Below are 16,995 nucleotides of genomic sequence, written 5' to 3' on the forward strand. Positions count from 1 at the left end.
CAAGTCCTTGCTCAATCTTTATCAGGCAAATCTTGCAAGCTTGCCTGATCGCGGGGATAATTTGGCAGGTGTATCTTTAAGTAATACCGGATTGGCAAGAAAGTATTACGCCGGCGCTAGACCTTGCGATCGCACCAGTCTTTGGGCAGGACGTGTTCTCCTGGACGACCTTCTGCAGCGAAATCCCGTCTTGGAAGGTACCTTCTCCGTTGAACTGAGATACGCCATTCACCCTCAACTGGCTAGCCTCTGCCAGTCCACTGATGGCGGCATTGACCGCTTCGATTCGACCAACCTCCTTGATGTCGTTGTTGCCCAACAGCAGGTTGGTTCTCATCCGGTTGAGTTCTACGTTTTGCTCAGCTACGCGAGATAGCTTCGCGTCGTTAGCTGTCTCCGAGCCCGGTATCCCAATGGTGCTTCGGATTCGGTTTTGAGATGCATTGACGATCGAAGTCCCCGGTAGGTTGTTGGCCAGCACCCCATCCCAGTCTTCCACGATGGACTGGTCAACGCTGAACGTCCATGCCGTGCAGGATGTGGAGACAGTGTTGTTGTATTTGTTCACGTCCAGGCCAGAGGGCAGCATTGCCGGGGATTGGCTCACCATTTCAGAGATGGCATTGATACAGGATGCGCCACCTGGCCAGGCTCCTTTGGACAGCCGGTAGGCCCTGGCCGCGTCCAGGATGGCTTGAGTGTTTTCAGTCGTAACTCGCGAACGGTTCCGATTGATCTCTTCCATGTATCTCGGCACAGCGGCGACGGCAAGCATTGCCATGATGGCAAGTACAATCGACAGCTCTAAAAGCGAGAAGCCCGCTTGGCGACCAGGTGAGCCACGCATTTCATCCCCTCCGCGAAAATTCAGTTGTCCGGAGCTTACCCCCATGAACGCTTGAGTTCGGGCGAAAACAGGGTGCTGAAATTCCGGAAGCTGCAGGCTTCCAGGGCGGATCGAGGGTAGGGGCATGCGAGGAGGTGAACTCCTCGCGGAAAGGCCACTGCTGGCCGCTACTGGCCTGCTTCGAAGGTGCTTAAGCGCTTCCAGGCCTGATGGTATTTCGACACACGACGAAGATCCGACTCCCCGAGGCTCGCCAGCCTCAGCACGTTTAGGTTGTCTTCGATGTCAGCCAGCTTGATCTTGCGCGCCAGCGGGTTTAGACAAATCCGTTCGATGAAGTCCGCGTAGCTCTCTCCACGTCGACGGCTCAAGATGACGACGACCTCGACTACGAACTCCGGAAAGCCTTCGTTGAGTAGATCCTCCGCGGTGGTGTCACTGTCCTCGATCACATCGTGGAGAAGAGATACCGCTTGCTCGAATGGGTCAGTGAATCTGGCCATCAGACGCAGTGGATGCAAGATATAAGGCATGCCGGCCTTATCGACCTTGCCCATATATGCGCTCAGCGCACGCTGTAGCGCCATTTCAATCAAAACCATCTCGATCCTCTTCCTTCCTTCCTAGGGCCAGCCTGAGGGGCTGGGACACCCGCCAGACGGCTGTAGACAATGATTCTACTGGCTGACACCTGCTTCATTCATGCGCGCCAGCGCCTGCTGGATCACGGGCTCGAATCCCCAGGACTTGGTGTAATCCACGACCATCCTGGAAGGCGATTCGCCCCACTTCAAGTGAATCAGCGCAGTGTTGCTGCCGTTCTTCAACAGCCGAATCACCGGTGGGTCGCAGCAAATAATCTTTTCCTGGACCTTCGTTACGTCGGGGGCGTACAGCCATTCGCTTCCTTGCAGTACCTCATGCGGAAGCCAGCCAGATTCTGCCAAGTGCGTTAGGAGCACACTCAACGCAGAGGTGTTCTGCAGGACCGCGGGCTTACCCCTAAAACTATCAGCAACCATCTTTCCCCCCCCAATCTCTCTCGTCTGCTGTCCATCATCGACGCGGGCTTCCTGTGCCACTAGGGGGCTTTCACTTGCTCAGGAAAATTTTCTTGTAGAGGGAATGGCGAGTGCAGGCTAGGCCGCGCTACATTCCAGGCTTCTGTAAGAACCCTTCCTCGTCAGGAGCACCTTCATGGCTGACAGCCTACCCGAGCGCATCAAAATGAAGATCACAATCGAGATCGATGCGCCATCTGATGCCCTGGAAGAAATCCCCAAGATGATCGATAACGCCATCGATGGGGTGAAGTTCGGATCTGCCAGCGGTAATGGCTTTCTCTTGGGGCAAAAAGGGTCCTACCGCTACACAGTGGAGGACAATCTTCCGAGAAAACCAGCCACGCTTGAGACTCTGTTTGAAATGTTCGACGGCCAGCTTGCTCCTGGGGAGCTGACCTCTGAGGTGAGCATGGCCATTCTGGCTGTCGGAGGAGAGGATGCACTCCAGTGGTGGACCCAACTTGGCGAGCATGGGAGATACAGCTGGATAAACAAACCAGGCATCAACACCCCGATCGACGCATGGCAGGAATATAGGCGCCAGCAGGGGCACTGAGCTTCATATTGCGCCTGGAACGCACCCTGCGAAGCCTTTCCGCCCCGGAACGTTCATCCCCTAGCTTCGGCCTGGAGGCGATCGGCAGGGTACTGCTGCATGAAATCCATACTTCGCTCCGCCGGCGCGCGCAGCCAATCCTGGATCAGCCCGTTTGGCAGGATGACGACCATGCGCTTTTCTGAACCAGGCTTATGAAAATTTTGCATTAGTGCGTGGTCATCCGCATTAACAGTCAGCATCGTGTAGGAATGCAAATCGCCCTCAGGAGTCTTCCACCGCTCCCACAACCCAGCGATCGACATGATGCCGCCGTCCTTCCTGCTGATGCGAGTTGGGACCGATTTTCCTGTACGCCAATCTGGTTCATAGATTGCCGCGGCCGGGATGATGCAGTGCTTCGCTTCACGCCAAGCCACTCGATAGGAAGGCTTGCTCGCCACAGTCTCGGTGCGAGCATTGTAAGTATCACGCCCCAACGTTCGTGTTTTTGCCCAAAATGGCAAGAGCCCAAATTGGCCGACTAACGCCTCAAATTCCGGCCCTTCCTCATCAGGTGATTCAGTGTCACGCAGACGGATAAATGGACCTTCGTAGCAGGGCCAGAGATCCATCTTGAACTGCCCCTCGGGAGCTACCCCAAATCCATCGATCAACCGCTGAGTTTCCGGGGCCTCATAGTGGCTGCACATGTCTGGGTTCCTTTTGGTCGGATTGAAAGCATAGCTTTTGACCCGCCGGAATAGGCGCCTGTTCGAAAACTGTAAAGGGTAGAGGCTCAGTCAAGAGATTGAGCTAGCCCTTCAGATTGGAGAATCCTTGTGTACGAAGACCACCAGCTCATTTGCAGCAAGTGCAGCGAAGCCTTCACCATCCGCGAATTCAGTCCCAATGCGCTGGGCGACCTGGACCGCTGGCCGCTTGAATGTCCGCACTGCGGGGAAACCACCGTGGAGAAATCGGCGGGCTACTTCGAGGTGATCCAAGACCAATAAGCGAAAGGCGGGCCTCATGCCCGCCTACTCCTCACGCCCAGTCTCTGGATTGCGACGATGGAGCTTCAAAGGAATCCTGCAGGAGGCGCCGGTATGCAGCAGGAAAGTTGTTAGGGAATCCGGCAAGTGCTGCCAGGCAGTAGTAGGCCTCGTCATACTCGCCCCTGGCCATTTGCTCACGGGTTGCTTCGACCTCCACCCACTCGGAACCATCCAGGCATCGCACATCAAGGAAGCCATCTGGGAACTCGCTGTGTTTCACGGAAGCCATGAAGTGAAGCAGGACCGCATCACCACAGGTAGCGCATGAACTGTAAACGCAGTTCATGCCCTCAATGGTGCTGTTGGGTGTCTCCCGGTACCCACACCAGTAGGAGTTATCATCTTGAACCCGGATGTAGGGCATGACCATCGCCGCAGGCAACTCTCCAGCCACCGGAATCCGGTGAGCGTTCCACCAGTCGGAAAGCATCTGCAGAGCAGGGTGCGATTCCAATTGCCCAAGGCAATCCTCGGAACTTCCAGGTGTCGCGGAAGGTACCTCGGGGCGCTTGTAGGGAACCTTTGCTGCCAGAGAGATCGCATCCAGAAGCACTCTTGCTGGCATCTCCAGGGCACCATTTGCCTTGTGCTCATCATTCAGCAACGTGAAATCCGTAACCTGGACCACTTCATGTAGCTGCTGTTTCTGGTAAAGGTGAATGCTGGTTGCCTGTTCGTAGGGGATTGTGGGAATCCGCATCTCCTCTCGGAAAGTCACGCCGAGCATGCCATCACGTAGGAGGCCGACATTCAGCGTCGGCCTTCCTTTTCTGTGCTGCTCCAGCACCTGGGAGGGCTTCAGAAATGCCATGGCATAGCGGTACATGTTCGGGACCGAGGCACGGCCATTTGGCCAGTTGGACACCGCCATGGTGTACGTCCGAAACGGGCCTTGCTCCAGCTCCAGTTGGATGAAATGGCGAACCACCCAATCACTTCCGTCACTGAGCAGTGACACGAAGGTCCAGCGGAACTCTACTTCGAAGCGCTCAGGGAGATTGGCCGCCGGTACGCACCAACCATTGCGATTACGCACCGAACCACCGACCAGGTAGGAGGAATTGGGGTACGGCTGCCGGATCACCACGCCTTCGGCCGGGAGCAAACCGTCGACGTTGGAGATGACCTCCAACACCACTCGGTCCAGGGATACGGCCTCAGTTAAAGGTTCATCCAAAAGTAGCTTGGGAAGAAGATGAAGCAGCTTCTGGTCGCTGTCGGTTGTGCCGACCTCCGAACCATCAACTCGTAGCTGTACCGTTGATCCATCAGGACGGGTCGCGTGGACAATTTCCATTGGTGCCTCCCAAGCTTGTTGTTGGTCGGGAGGATAACGGTGAGTTGGCAAGGGTTCGAATGAAGAGGGCGGGCGGAAAGTTTGCCCGCCTCCGCATCATTGGAGTTCACCGTGAGATGGCCCGCCTAGATGGGGCGGGCCTTGGCGGATGAAGAACTCAGTCAGTTCTTGGAGCCCAGGAAGGGAATTGCCGAGTCGGGGATCATGGTGGTGGGAAGTTTTCCATCCCATCGTTCGGCCTTGGTCAGCTCAACGAGGTTCTGGTTGCTCGCCAACGCTGCCGCACGAGCCTTGATGGCTTCGGCTTCAGCCTCGCCACGAAGCCGTGTCGCCTCGGCGTCCGCCTTGGCTTGAGCGAGCTTGGCTTCAGCTTCTGCGTTCGCCTGGGTCACGCGGATCTCAGCCTGGACTTTCTCCGTTGCCAGCATCTGCTCACGAGTTTTGACCTGGACCTCCGCCTTCATTCGATCCTCGATGGAGCGCTCGTAGGCATCGCTGAAATCCAGATTCTCGATCTGAATGCTGTCGATAATGACAGGGCCATTGACGGAGCCTTTGAGCGCCGCGGCAGCGTCGATCACGAACTGCCCACGTTCTTGAACCGCACGAATCGCCGTGTAGCGGCCGAAGGTATTTTCGATCTGGTTGGGAACCTGGCGGCTGATCAGTCGGGATACCATCGACTCCAGATCACCGTAGGACTTGTAGAGGTCAGCCACCTGGCCAGGCTCGTCGAGTTGACCTGCGCTCAACCTACACCTGGTACTTAGTCCCAAATGAGTAATCCCATCGATGAGCAATCACGCCACCAACTACCTGGCCCTTGAAGCTTTCGCTGCAGCGAATGCTAGATCTATGGGGGCTAGATCTCGCTTCCAGTTTGGCGACCTGATGGTGTATGCCCGGATCGCGGCACGCAGGATTGGCGGGGAAGGCCGCTGGACGCTTGACCTGGCTGATCTGGAAGTCACGAATGAAGGCGAGCGAGGGAAGGGGCAATTCACACATTTCCTGAGCCATGCAGAACGGATTGCGGACAGCAATGGGTTGATCGTGTACGTGCAATCGATCGTCAATCAGCGACTGTTGAACAGCCTCGTAGCCAAAGGCTATTTCTTGCAGGGGTACGATGCCTACCGGTTGCGCCAGGCCCCACCGCCACCCTAGACCTATTCATCAGTCGATGGATTCTTAACTCCAAGCATCAATGCCCAGGTCCGAATTTCAGCTTCGAGTTCTGTTGCAGTGCGACGCACATCAACGTTGTCCTCCGCTCGTTGGAGGAAGTGCTTCGGAAACAGGCCAAGACAATCAATCCCCAACGCATGCGCACTAACCAAACCGGCAACGTCAACTCCTGTCTGGCCGCCAGATCGGATGAACTCGATTGGCCAGTGCTGGTGGACCTTGCCGATGACTTGGTACACCCAGGCATTGATGCTCTCCTGCGTCCAGCCATGCTTAGACAGTGTGTAGATACCGTTCCCGGCGACATTCAAGGTGCGCGCCTTTGCAGCTGACATCGCCTTATAGAGGCGCCGGGCAGCGGCGACTGGCTCGATTGAAACGGGGATGGCCACATAGGCTTCACCGGCCGCCCGCAGTGTCAATTGCTCACCCCGGGTTGTGAAATCGGAGGCAAAGGCGACGGTAATGTCAGCGCTCTTGGCATTCTCCCAAGTCCGAGGGGCGTAGCGGCCTGAGTCATGCTGTTCAATCCGAAGCAAGGGCTGCTTCGGTGTGGGAAGGGTGAACTCGGCATGGTGAACGTACCGGATTTCTGCGAGCGGGGAATTCTGACAGGCCCATTCGAACAGTGCGATAAGCCACCCCAAGCTGACACCGGGCGAGCGATCTTCAGTGTTTGGCTGAACAGCAGGTTGCTGGCCGCGCTGGCTCCGTTGTCGTTTCAACAGATGACCTAGGGGGACCATTGCATCTTTGCCAAGCACCGGTGCCCCGTCTCCTCCTACAAGCAGCAAATGACAACCTTCATCAACTGCAGCCTGGAGCAGCTCCCTAGAGACCGCGTGACTGAAAACACATCGGCCCTTTTCCCAGAGCTCGACTGTCGCGACCGGCCCTTTCATTCCGTTTCCTGTGAGTTCAGTTTGTGCAAGGGCGACAGAATACACTCACGCTCGCTTCACCACCTCATCGCGGTATTGGAAGGCTCTGCTTTTTGCTCCTTTCCCCCAGCTTAGCGGCCGCCCCTCTCAGTAACAGCCACCACGATTTGTAGCCAGATCAGCCCCGCAGCGAAATTCATCCGTACGCGCAAAGTACGCCCTACACCCCACATGAAACCGCCAGAAATCACGTACAGGGCCGTTTTGAGGCTATGGCCAAGGATTACAGTTTTTATCCGATGTGATTTTTAACCCGTTTCTCTTGCGCATGACCTATAATATTACCGTAATTACCTGTTACGTAATACAAGTAACAAAAGTTCGCCGGTAAAATGGCGCCAAATCATAGTTTTCGGATACTGTCAATAGGTACGGAGGGCAGCCATGAGCCGCGTTGGGATCACGAAAGAGGAGGTTCGCCAGGCGATTGCGCAACTCCGTAACCAGGGTTCCCCAGTTACTGTGCGTTCCATACAGGCCATCACAGGCGGCTCCTACTCGACAGTGCAGAGGTTCTGGAAGGATCTCCGCGACGAGGAAATCGAAATGCTGGGCGATGGCGGGCGCATCCAGACCGAGCTGCAGGCCTTGGTACACGCGCTTCACGACAAGATGAAAGAGAACTCCGAGCGGATCGTTCGTGAAGGCGAGCAGCGCTGCGAGGCGCAAATCAAGGAAATGGAGGAGGTCCTTGATGGCGAGCGAGTGGTGCACCAAGCCACCGTCGATCAGCTTGCGAAGACTGAAGGCACCCTTGCCGATCGCGAACGGCTGCTGGGCGAACTGACTGAGCGCTTGAACTCGGCCAACATTGAGTTGGGCCGCCTGGCCCAGGAGCTGACTGACACGCAACGTAACCTGGAGGTGGAGAAGCGCTCGACCAGCAAGCTAACCCACGACCTTCAAGCAGAGCGGGATGCTCATGAGCACTATCTCGCAGCCCTGAACGAGCAACGCCGGCAGGAGCAGGCGACTTTCGATAACGCGCTGACCTCTCTGCGCGAAGACAACCGCACCCTCTCGGCGGACAACATCCAACTGAGAGGGGAAATCCTGAGCCTGAATAAGCAACTGTCTGGCATGACCTCCCAGTTGACCGACCTGCAAGCGCAGAACAGGAAGTTGGCGCTTGAGGCTGACAGCGCGAAGGACAAGCTGCAGGTCGCAGAGCAATCACTCATGAACCTGAGGATCGAACTCGCCACGGTAAAAACTCAGCATTCGGAGGCCGAAAGGCAGCTTGAAAGCGCCGTCAAGGAGAGACGAGAGACCGAGGAGAAACTGGTGGAAGCAAAAGCCTCTGCTCGAACTCAGAACAGCGAGGTGAGACGCCTTTCCGCCCAGCTGGAGGGCATGAAGGCAGAGCTTTCCTCCCGCGTCCAATCCGCGGAAGAACGTGGTGCGGAAGGAAACACCTGAGGACCTGGCAGATAGCCATCAGTAGGACTGACTGGCATCATTCGGCTCGGGCGTTATGGTCAACGGGGGCTCATAAACCGCCGTGGGCCGCCGATAACGCAGACAGGCGATCAACAAGTAAAGGATGATCTTGATGCAACTTCGTGCAGCAGCCTCCGGTCTGCTTCTGGCCCTCCTGGCCGGCCAAACTGTGGCAGCAAGCTTTGACTGCTCCAAGGCCAGCAGCTTCCCCGAAAAAGAAATCTGCCGTGATGGCTACCTTTCCGGGTTGGACGATTGGTTAGCCAAATCCTATAGGACCGCTCTGGAGGTAAATCCTGACCAGTACGAGGCGGTCCGTCAGTCGCAGCGTGAATGGCTCGCTACAAGGGATGCATGTACTGACCAAAAGTGCCTCGACAAAACCATCGGCGCCCGCATACAGGCGCTTGATCAATATGTGACGGCAGAGAGGGGTAAATCGGCATCGGCTTTAGCTCAGGCCCAGCTCATCAAGCGCCAGGAAGAGGAGGCCATCAGGCAGCGGCAAACTGAGGAGCGCCTGGCGGCTGAAGACGCAGCTCGACAGAAGCAGATCGAGAATCAGCGCCAGCAGGCGATCATCGAACTCCAGCAGCGCGCTCAGGCCGCCCAAGCGATCGAATCTCAACGGGCGCACCAGCAGGCACCAGCCCAAATCCCGCAGTACCAACCACCCCAACAGGTTGCGCAAGCTTCGAGTACAACCTCGTTCTCGCCGTCATACCGCGCGCCGGAGAAATCTCTGTGGCAGCAGTTCAAATCCAGCCCGGCCTGGAAGTACATGCTGCTGGCGGGTGCGCTTCTGACAGCTTGGGCGATGTGGAGGCACCATCAGGGGCAAGCAACCATCTACAACGACTATACGGATGCCGCAATCACGAACCTCTTGCCGGCTGCAGGCGTGGTGTTGGCCTTCTTGATGAACTGGCTCGAGCTCCCCCGTCAACTCGCAATGGTCGCAGGCCTAACGGGTTTCATGCTTGCATTGATGTTCGCGGTGTATGCGTCAGTGCGAACCAATCAGGGATGGCTGAGCATCAGCCTGTCACTCATCGCCAAAATGACTCTGGTGTCAGTGTTCTATGCGGTGCTCGGCGCACTGGTGGCATCACTATTCGTAAGCACAAAGTACAAAGGGGAGTCCCAGGCTAGAGCGAATGCAAGGAATCGAAGGGAGAAGAAAGAAACGATGGCCATGATCGCCGCGCTCACTACTGCCTACACCTTCCTTTCGGCTTGGCTGTGCCGGCGGCAAGAGTTCATCCCAGTTTCTGAATGCCTAGCTTTTGACTCGACCGCAAGCGTTGCTTAAGTCATCCCCATGAGGCGCGGTCACCGCGCCTCAAGCTGATTCAGCCTCGGCAGCATCAATGTCTTCCGCATCCTCTAAGTCATCCCCTACAGCCGTAAGGATTTCCAGCTCAGAACGGATGCGCACCTTCGCTCCGATCTTCAACCCTCGGACTATTTCGTCCCCGTCATCGTTCCTGGAGATGTCCCAACCAGGCTCAATCCAGGCCTTCGCCTGCCAGTCTTCGAATCGCTTTTTGAGATCCGACTTCACCCGCCGCTTGACCTTCTGATACTCGGATTTTGAACCACTGAACTCGTGGTACTTCTCAAGCCCGATAGGCCATACCCCATCTCTATGGGATGCGATGAAGGGCAAAAGCTTGGTCCCAAATCGATCCAATTGATCCATGATCTCAAAGGGCACCAGGGTGGTATTCACACCATCGAAGAAAATTGCAGCGATCGGGTCAAGGTTAAGCAGTAGTCGCCCTGTCTTGTGGTTCTTTGCCTGGTTGGTCAAGAACCGCATGCTGATATCGACCACCGTATCATCTGACTCAATTGCCGCCGCGATCTCCTTGATCTGATCTCCGTAGCGATTCTTGATGTACTCGAGAAAGAAGTCCCTATCAGGCAGTCCGAGCGGCGGTCGTGTGAGCAGGTTGTAGAGTCTCTTCAGAGCAGGCTTGCTTGAAATCCGCAGTTCGCCGCCGGCGAGGTCATCAAGAATCCTTCGGGCCTTTTTGAAGTTCGCACCGGAGTCGTCGAGCTTGAGCCAACGACAGACATCAGCCTGTTTGACTTTGACGGACTGGGTCAGTGACCTGCCGCGGGCCAGCACCATGATTCGGGCCAGGACGAGTTCGTGATCTGTAGACAGCGCCGGACCGCGGTACCAGATTGAGCCCGATCCCAAGGAGAAGATCTCTGTCCATTCCTGGAAGAAGAGGCCTTTGGGAATCTTGCCCGCTGAGAAGAGGGCTGAACGGACGATGGGGTTGCTTTGCTCAAAGAAACGCTCATTCGTGAAAGGGAGAACGCCCTGACCTGATTCCAGATCGAACTTTGTTTGCAGCTTGAATCGCCTGTCATCTACAGCTACCTGCCGTACTTCTTCAGGTGTCAGCTTCAACTCGGTCATGGCCTATCTCTCTTACTTTTCGCGTTTCGTCCGTCTCGACAAACCTGATGCAAAGGATATATTCCCTCATCTTGATTTTTTAGTCCAAATCAAGACCGTTTTCGCATAAGCCGTTCTGAGATCCGCTTTGGCGGTTCGGATCGCCGGAATCCTGTGAGCGCTCAGAGCATTCCGGCTCGAAGAAGATCAACCCACTTGTTCGGCATCTCTCATACCGTACACAGGATTCCGGTCGCTAAAACCGAGCAAGGCTTTGCTGTATCCCATGAAAAACGGGGCGCTCACAAGAATCCGGTTACCGTGGCAATAGGTTCGGAGCTCGAGCGCTCACCAGATTCCGGCCGGGAGGATGAGCGCTCTTTCACGCACCGCTCAGGAAATTCCGGTCCATTCTGCGTAGTGCCGATCACCGACCATGCCTCCAGGGCAGGAAATACGGGCCGCTCACCAAATTCCGGCCGGAATATCGGACCTGGTCTTCCACTGAAAACCCTGCCCCGTAAATCCGCGGAACGCGCTGATGTGGTCTTCCCCGGCTGGATCGATGCCCCACGAGGAGAAAACCGGGCGGGCAGTCCGTACACAGAATTCCGGTCACCCTCTGCCTCCCTAGCCGGCGCGCTGCCGGGCGCTCACCAGAATCCGGAGTTGAACGGTGTAGCGTCCAGCGGGACGCTGCGCTCATGAAATTCCGGTGTTCAGACCTCTATCTCTCAATCGCACTCCAGCTCTTGCCCCCATGCTTTACACAGTTGCAAAGCCCCGGGGGAGTAGGTGTACACCAGATTCCGGTTCACCCTAGAGCAGTCATTGAGCCTTGCGCTCACGATATTCCGGCCTATCCACCTTGAGGATTGGCATGCGCTGGGTACCGCTCACGAGAATCCGGTCTTCCTGAAGGGTAACCACCGTCAAAGCCAGTTGCCGCTCAAAGGAATCCGGTACCAGAAAAGCAAGCCCTGGACAGACGTCATCAAGGCCGCCCCTCGGCGCGTTTCCCAGCTCACGGAATTCCGGCAAATTCAGCATGCGGGCCTGGTCGTGATCGTAATCGCTTCTTCCTGGTCACCGGAGACTATGATGGGGCTGGGCTATTGCGCCAGCCGCGCGCCCCATGACTCTGGCGTCGACGCTGGAAGTTGCGGCTCAGGGATGTGGGCAAGGCCCATCCGCTGTTGCTAGCCCCCGTACCACTCATAAGGCTGCCAAGGTTGGCCAGCTCGAGCAGCCCCGAGACCGATTCAATCTTGTGCGAGTGCCTTGTTGTGCCCGCTCACTAAAATCCGGTCGATCTGCGCATCGCCAAGTCCGACTGGCAGAGCCTGCGTCGGACTTGGCGTACACGAAATTCCGGTTGGTCTCGATGTGCATTTTGCCGCAGGCCGGCTAGATTCCCGGGCGCTCGCAAGATTCCGGTCCCCGCTCCACCCTCATTGCCTCCCTTGGCGCTCAGGAGATTCCGGTTCGAGGAGCTAATAGCCGCGGGTAGGGGCGTTTGGGGAAGCGCTCAGAGAAATCCGGTCTCGCATTAGCCGTATTCCAGACCTGAACGCCCTCCCGCTCAACAAATTCCGGTTCAGAAGGGGATTTACCCGTACGCTCACAGCATTCCGGTCGTTAGCCAGGCGTGACTCATGCTGTCAGTAAAAGGTAACCATATACAGGTGTAAGCCACTGTATTTAAAGCCGATTTACTGATGCTTCGGTAAAGTAAAGCAGTTGCCATGCACAGGTTGCACACAGCTTAGACACAGGTTATCCAGAAATTAATGGCTAGTTATCAACAGGAGACCGGATTCCGGTGTACGCCACCGGAATCCCCTGAGCGCGACCGGAATCTTGCGTGCATCAACCGGAGTCCTCTGAGCGCTGACCGGAGCCTCGTGTACGGCTACCGGATCAGGCTGTACGGGTCCCGGAATCCGGTGTACGGCGTCAAAGTAGCCTACGGTAGACAGGGCTTGGGGTGCAGCCATCTGTCCACACCCTATAACCCCAATCGGTAACCCCAAGAAAGATAACCCTGTTCTCTAACCCGGAAGGTAAGCCGATCGCAGGCTAATCCCTGTTGTTGCTTGCGCTAACCCGCCCGCTGGATCAGCGCTTGACCGTCAGGCCTTCAACTTCAGCCGCACGCTGATCGTCCAGCGAGTTGTAGTAGATGTCCTGAGTCGTGCTCATCGACTTGTGCCGGAGATCGGCCTGAAGGTTTTTTGCATCACGATGAGGAGCATCAAAGGTCGCCCCTGTGTGACGAAGCCAATGCAGGGTGGCAACCCGTAGGTCGTCAACTTCACAATCCGATCGTCCCTCCTCATGCATTCGCTTCAGAGCCCGATCAAAGACCTCCTGGACAATGTTCCGCACCTGGCGATCACTCAATCCTGGGGCACCATTCAACTTTGTGAGGAGAGGGGCCTGCTCTCCCTTCAGTGGCAGGGGCGTGAGATTACGGCTCTGACGGTACCGCTTCAGGTACTTGAGGTAGTCAGGCTTCACTGCAATGCGCGCTTCTACGTTCCCTTTACCAACCACCTCGTACCACCAAGTTTCATCCTCCTTGACGAACGAACCCATCGTTGGAGTCCAGAGCTGATTACCTACCAGGTCCGAGACTCGTAGGTACATAGAGAACAGAGAAGAGACAATGAACAACGTGCGCTCATGAGATTCCGGTGCTTCGTTAGCCATGAGCTCCGCGGTCTCGATCACGAAGTCCCACTGCAGCTGGGTAAGGGATTTCCCGCCACTTCGTTTGGCTGTGGTCCTGATCCAACGACTTTTGCCCTTGATCGCCTTGAAGGGGTTTCCTTGAGCCAGGTCCTCCTGAGTCAAAAATTCGAAGAACGAACTACAGATGGAAAAGACCTGCCGGATACTGCCCTGAGCCATTTTGTAACCAGACACCCCCAACTCCTCGCCGGCTTCCTTGGCTCTCTTTCGATCACTTTTCGAAATCTTGATGCCGAAGGGGCGCCAGGCAGGGTTCGGTTCGTAGACGCCCCCCCTTGGGAGGAACCTCTGGCGTACAGCATCTCCCACCCAGCTCGCGGGCGGAGCCACGTTGAAATCCATGAATCTCTCAGCGTCAGACCGGCGCAAGTCCAGAATCGATTTCCCTGCGATGATCCAGGACCACAACAGGATGCGCTCTACCTGCGTGCGATAGGCCTTAAACGTGGTTGCTTGGCCGCTATAGGACTTCAAAAACGCTCGAGCATGGGCGAGGTCATTTGCTGCCGGAATATGGGGAGCGAAAACCTTTAGGAACTCCTCAATCGCCGGCCGCTCTGCAACGTACTCAGCAGCCGAAGACGAGAGAAAGGTTTCGTAGGTATCAAACAGTGGGGAAGGGCGGGCGCCACTGTTGGGTGTTTTTGCTGGAGCTGGCAAGCGGACCTCGGAGCAATAGAAAGCGAATACCCCAAGGTTAACCGCGTTGCTTCGTAGCACAAGCCAAGATTGCCCTTGAAGCGCCCAGATCATGGGGCGCTCAGGAAATTCCGGTCCCGGATTTCACCGTTTACCGGTACAAAAGCCAATGATTGATTTCACTGCCGAAAACCAGGGTGATCACCCCACCTACGATCAGACCAGGACCAAACGGCAGATAGCGGTCCTTTCGGCCGAGTCTGATCGCCATCCCCACAGCAGCAGTGGTCACGCTGGCGATCAGCAAAGTCGCGGGCAGCACTTGCCACCCCCCCCAGGCACCAAAGAGTGCAAACAGCTTGTAATCACCTTGGCCCAGGCCCTCGACACCGCGGACGACGTAGAAGAGCTTACCTATCGTCCAGAACGTCATATATCCCACCACCGCCCCTGCAACCGCGTCGTGCAACGACGCGAATACGCCGAAATAGTTCGCAACCAGACCGAGCCAAAGGGCTGGAAGTGTAATCGCATCTGGGAGCAGCATGACCTTTAGGTCGATCAGGCAAAGGGCTATGAGCATCCACAGCAGCACTATTGCGGCACAAGCAGCAGGAGTTACACCGTAGTGCCAGGCCAGCGACGCGGAGAGGAGGACGGTCGCCAACTCAACGGCAGGATAAGTGATGCTGATCTTGGTGCCACAGTCTGAGCATTTGCCGCGTAACGCGATGTAGCTCACCACTGGGAGGTTTTCCCAGGGGCGGATCTTGTGCCCGCAATTGGGACAAGCAGAGGAGGGCGACGACAGGGTGAACCGGCCAACTGGTTCGCTTGAGGGTAGGCCCAGGCATTCCTGAGCCTCAATTGTCCAGGCGCGTTCCAGCATGATCGGCAGCCGGTAGGCCACGACGTTGAGGAAACTCCCAACCATGAGGCTCACAAGCGCAACGATGCCAATGAAGAGTTCTTGGTCTGCTTGGAGTATTTCAATCACGCTATGACAGACTCCCAGCCTTTGGGGATGAAGCCAGGGACGTAGCGGCGAAGGGACTCCATCATTTTGTCGAGAGTAGCTGGCTTCACGATGTAGCCGGCCGCACCAGCTTCGACTGCCAGACGCTTGTCTTCCTCAGCGGCCTTGCTCGAGAGAACGATGATCGGCGTGATGCTGAGTTCGCCATGGCCCGAGCGGAGCTCACGAATATGGGAAAGGCCGTTGTGCCATTCGCCCAGGTACAAATCCATGAAAATGACGTCGGGATTGAACGACGGCACCACCTGCAGGAGCTCCTGCAGGGTACCCACCACTTTGACTTCATCGAACAGTTGATCCGCGCATTTCTGGGATACGTAGGCGTCGGTGCGAGAGTCGTCGACAATCAGGGCCTTGGACATAGTGATCTTCCGTTTGTTGTGAATGCTGGAAACCCATATCGAGCATGATCCAGCGGGCAAGGTCAGCCTATCGACGTCCATGGCCAGGTCAAACCAAAACAGGGGGCCGGATTGCGGTGGCCAGGGTAGGGAGCGATGAGCACCTGCAGTCAAACCAGGATGACGCTTTCCAGATGCTGGCGGGTTAGCTGCAAGCAACATCGGGGTGCGATGCTCGGTTTAAGTAGTGGGGTTAAAATGAATGGGGTTATTTAACATGGGATTACCAACTGGGGTTATAGGGTGTGGATAGATGGCTACAACAAGCAGCGGGCTTGTGTTTACAGTGCGTCTTGACGCGCACAGCTTTCCGGTGTTAGTACACATTATTCCGGTGACCGCTCAGGAATTACCGGTAACCGTACATGCTAATCCGGCCACCGCACATAGAACTCCGGTAGGCGCTCACTAAATTCCGGTTCCGCACATCGAATTCCGGTAGCCTGTTGATAACAAGGCTATTTTCTGTTTGCAACCTGTATATAAGCTGTTCGTAACTCCGCATTTCCGCTTAACTTATAAAGCGGAAATATGAGCGGAATAGTCCTTCGCCAATATATAAGGGTAGGGTAAAGACCGATCTTTCCCTGTGTCTTGCTGTATTTACGTCAAACCCAGAATTGGCGTTGTTTGTACGATTTATGGATCTTGGATTTGTCTGGCGATGAATGCCCGTTGTCTAGGATCGAAGACATGTATTAACACCTTTTCCTGGAACCCATTGCCATTATTGATGTACACCGGCTGCCGGAATACCACCAACTGCCTATTTGGCGTGCCAGCAACAAAGCGCTGGGCCTTTCCAAAGAGCATTTTGGGACGCTGCTGCGCTTGGCCTGGCGAGAAAGAGTTCGTGGGTGATCCTTTGAAACGCCGGCCATTCGCTACGAAATCTTTCTTCACATGCTTTCCGCGGAAGGCCTTTTTGCCGTGAACGATGAAGGGCACGGCCTCGTTAGCGTAGTTGTGCACTCTGATCTGGCGTTTACCGGCATGGTTGTGAGGATTATTGGCTCGCTTCTGTACATGCGAGTGGCCGCCGCGATTGAAGTCCCGCGCCAATAGTTGTCCATCGGTGACCTGGGTGTTGGGAAACGGCTGGGAGGCGCACAGCGGACTGATGATGCAACTGGTCAGCAAGGGAATCAGTGTGAGCGAACGCATGGTGGGACCTCCGTTCGGAATCCCCGGAATGCCCCCAAATGAAGTATGGCACAGTCTATAGTTCAGCCTGGTGTTAGGCCCATTCTGAGTCTTCGCACTCATGCATGAGCGAAGATGCAGTGTACGAATGCCTTAAAAGCTGTAAAAGCATACGTCTTTGATTTTAAAGAATTTTATTAATCTTCAGCCATTAAAAGGTGGAAAAAACCTCCTTGCGA

At 55.9% G+C, this 16,995-nt stretch carries 17 protein-coding genes and 1 pseudogene; 5 read left to right on the forward strand and 13 right to left on the reverse strand.

Annotation, left to right across the window (positions count from 1 at the left end; all coding sequences use genetic code 11):
• Window positions 1–76: 76 nt before the first annotated feature.
• The 3 genes from RN02_RS32755 to RN02_RS23900 form a co-directional block, all read right to left on the reverse strand.
• Window positions 77–973, reverse strand: coding sequence for a type II secretion system protein (locus tag RN02_RS32755; RefSeq protein WP_223198345.1), 897 nt, complete (start codon window positions 971–973; stop codon window positions 77–79).
• A 41-nt stretch (window positions 974–1,014) separates the two neighbouring features.
• On the reverse strand, window positions 1,015–1,449 hold the full coding sequence (locus tag RN02_RS23895; RefSeq protein ID WP_021018389.1) for a metal-dependent phosphohydrolase: 435 nt from the start codon (window positions 1,447–1,449) through the stop codon (window positions 1,015–1,017).
• A 75-nt stretch (window positions 1,450–1,524) separates the two neighbouring features.
• Complete coding sequence (locus RN02_RS23900; RefSeq protein ID WP_176717435.1) at window positions 1,525–1,929, reverse strand: hypothetical protein; 405 nt, start codon at window positions 1,927–1,929, stop codon at window positions 1,525–1,527.
• 115 nt (window positions 1,930–2,044) lie between these two features.
• Here RN02_RS23900 and RN02_RS23905 point away from each other — a divergent pair, with 115 nt between their 5' ends.
• Complete coding sequence (locus tag RN02_RS23905; RefSeq protein WP_021018391.1) at window positions 2,045–2,467, forward strand: hypothetical protein; 423 nt, start codon at window positions 2,045–2,047, stop codon at window positions 2,465–2,467.
• A 53-nt stretch (window positions 2,468–2,520) separates the two neighbouring features.
• On the opposite strand, the gene RN02_RS23910 is transcribed toward RN02_RS23905, so the two are convergent.
• Window positions 2,521–3,159: an SOS response-associated peptidase gene (locus tag RN02_RS23910; RefSeq protein ID WP_021018392.1), complete on the reverse strand. Its 639-nt coding sequence runs from the start codon at window positions 3,157–3,159 to the stop codon at window positions 2,521–2,523.
• 129 nt (window positions 3,160–3,288) lie between these two features.
• Here RN02_RS23910 and RN02_RS34030 point away from each other — a divergent pair, with 129 nt between their 5' ends.
• Window positions 3,289–3,462, forward strand: coding sequence for a hypothetical protein (locus tag RN02_RS34030; protein ID WP_162835983.1), 174 nt, complete (start codon window positions 3,289–3,291; stop codon window positions 3,460–3,462).
• A 31-nt stretch (window positions 3,463–3,493) separates the two neighbouring features.
• Here RN02_RS34030 and RN02_RS23915 read toward each other — a convergent pair whose 3' ends face one another.
• Window positions 3,494–4,801, reverse strand: a complete 1,308-nt coding sequence (locus RN02_RS23915; RefSeq protein WP_021018394.1) for a hypothetical protein — start codon at window positions 4,799–4,801, stop codon at window positions 3,494–3,496.
• 161 nt (window positions 4,802–4,962) lie between these two features.
• Window positions 4,963–5,532, reverse strand: a pseudogene (locus RN02_RS23920) (SPFH domain-containing protein); the annotation flags it as partial.
• 61 nt (window positions 5,533–5,593) lie between these two features.
• Between RN02_RS23920 and RN02_RS23925 the strand changes: the two are divergent.
• On the forward strand, window positions 5,594–5,968 hold the full coding sequence (locus RN02_RS23925) for a hypothetical protein (RefSeq protein WP_033997839.1): 375 nt from the start codon (window positions 5,594–5,596) through the stop codon (window positions 5,966–5,968).
• A 2-nt stretch (window positions 5,969–5,970) separates the two neighbouring features.
• Here RN02_RS23925 and RN02_RS23930 read toward each other — a convergent pair whose 3' ends face one another.
• The gene (locus RN02_RS23930) at window positions 5,971–6,891 is read right to left on the reverse strand and encodes a hypothetical protein (RefSeq protein ID WP_021018395.1); all 921 of its coding nucleotides are present in this window, start codon (window positions 6,889–6,891) and stop codon (window positions 5,971–5,973) included.
• Window positions 6,892–7,314: 423 nt separating this feature from the next.
• Here RN02_RS23930 and RN02_RS23935 point away from each other — a divergent pair, with 423 nt between their 5' ends.
• Complete coding sequence (locus RN02_RS23935; protein WP_010792471.1) at window positions 7,315–8,349, forward strand: DNA-binding protein; 1,035 nt, start codon at window positions 7,315–7,317, stop codon at window positions 8,347–8,349.
• Window positions 8,350–8,482: 133 nt separating this feature from the next.
• On the forward strand, window positions 8,483–9,682 hold the full coding sequence (locus RN02_RS23940) for a hypothetical protein (RefSeq protein WP_021018396.1): 1,200 nt from the start codon (window positions 8,483–8,485) through the stop codon (window positions 9,680–9,682).
• Between the two features lie 30 nt (window positions 9,683–9,712).
• On the opposite strand, the gene RN02_RS23945 is transcribed toward RN02_RS23940, so the two are convergent.
• The 6 genes from RN02_RS23945 to RN02_RS33490 form a co-directional block, all read right to left on the reverse strand.
• Window positions 9,713–10,804: a hypothetical protein gene (locus tag RN02_RS23945; RefSeq protein ID WP_010792474.1), complete on the reverse strand. Its 1,092-nt coding sequence runs from the start codon at window positions 10,802–10,804 to the stop codon at window positions 9,713–9,715.
• An 807-nt stretch (window positions 10,805–11,611) separates the two neighbouring features.
• On the reverse strand, window positions 11,612–11,833 hold the full coding sequence (locus RN02_RS23950) for a hypothetical protein (RefSeq protein ID WP_043317395.1): 222 nt from the start codon (window positions 11,831–11,833) through the stop codon (window positions 11,612–11,614).
• A 1,068-nt stretch (window positions 11,834–12,901) separates the two neighbouring features.
• Window positions 12,902–14,290 (reverse strand): tyrosine-type recombinase/integrase, encoded by a 1,389-nt coding sequence (locus RN02_RS23955; RefSeq protein WP_010792476.1) that lies wholly within the window; start codon window positions 14,288–14,290, stop codon window positions 12,902–12,904.
• A gap of 37 nt (window positions 14,291–14,327) precedes the next feature.
• Window positions 14,328–15,173 (reverse strand): prepilin peptidase, encoded by an 846-nt coding sequence (locus tag RN02_RS23960; RefSeq protein WP_043317397.1) that lies wholly within the window; start codon window positions 15,171–15,173, stop codon window positions 14,328–14,330.
• Window positions 15,170–15,574: a response regulator gene (locus RN02_RS23965; protein WP_010792478.1), complete on the reverse strand. Its 405-nt coding sequence runs from the start codon at window positions 15,572–15,574 to the stop codon at window positions 15,170–15,172. The genes RN02_RS23960 and RN02_RS23965 overlap by 4 nt, the downstream gene beginning before the upstream one ends.
• A gap of 678 nt (window positions 15,575–16,252) precedes the next feature.
• Window positions 16,253–16,777 (reverse strand): hypothetical protein, encoded by a 525-nt coding sequence (locus RN02_RS33490; protein ID WP_010792479.1) that lies wholly within the window; start codon window positions 16,775–16,777, stop codon window positions 16,253–16,255.
• Between the last annotated feature and the right edge of the window lie 218 nt (window positions 16,778–16,995).

This window comes from Pseudomonas sp. PI1 (assembly GCF_000812405.1).
Classification (GTDB): Bacteria; Pseudomonadota; Gammaproteobacteria; order Pseudomonadales; family Pseudomonadaceae; genus Pseudomonas; species Pseudomonas citronellolis.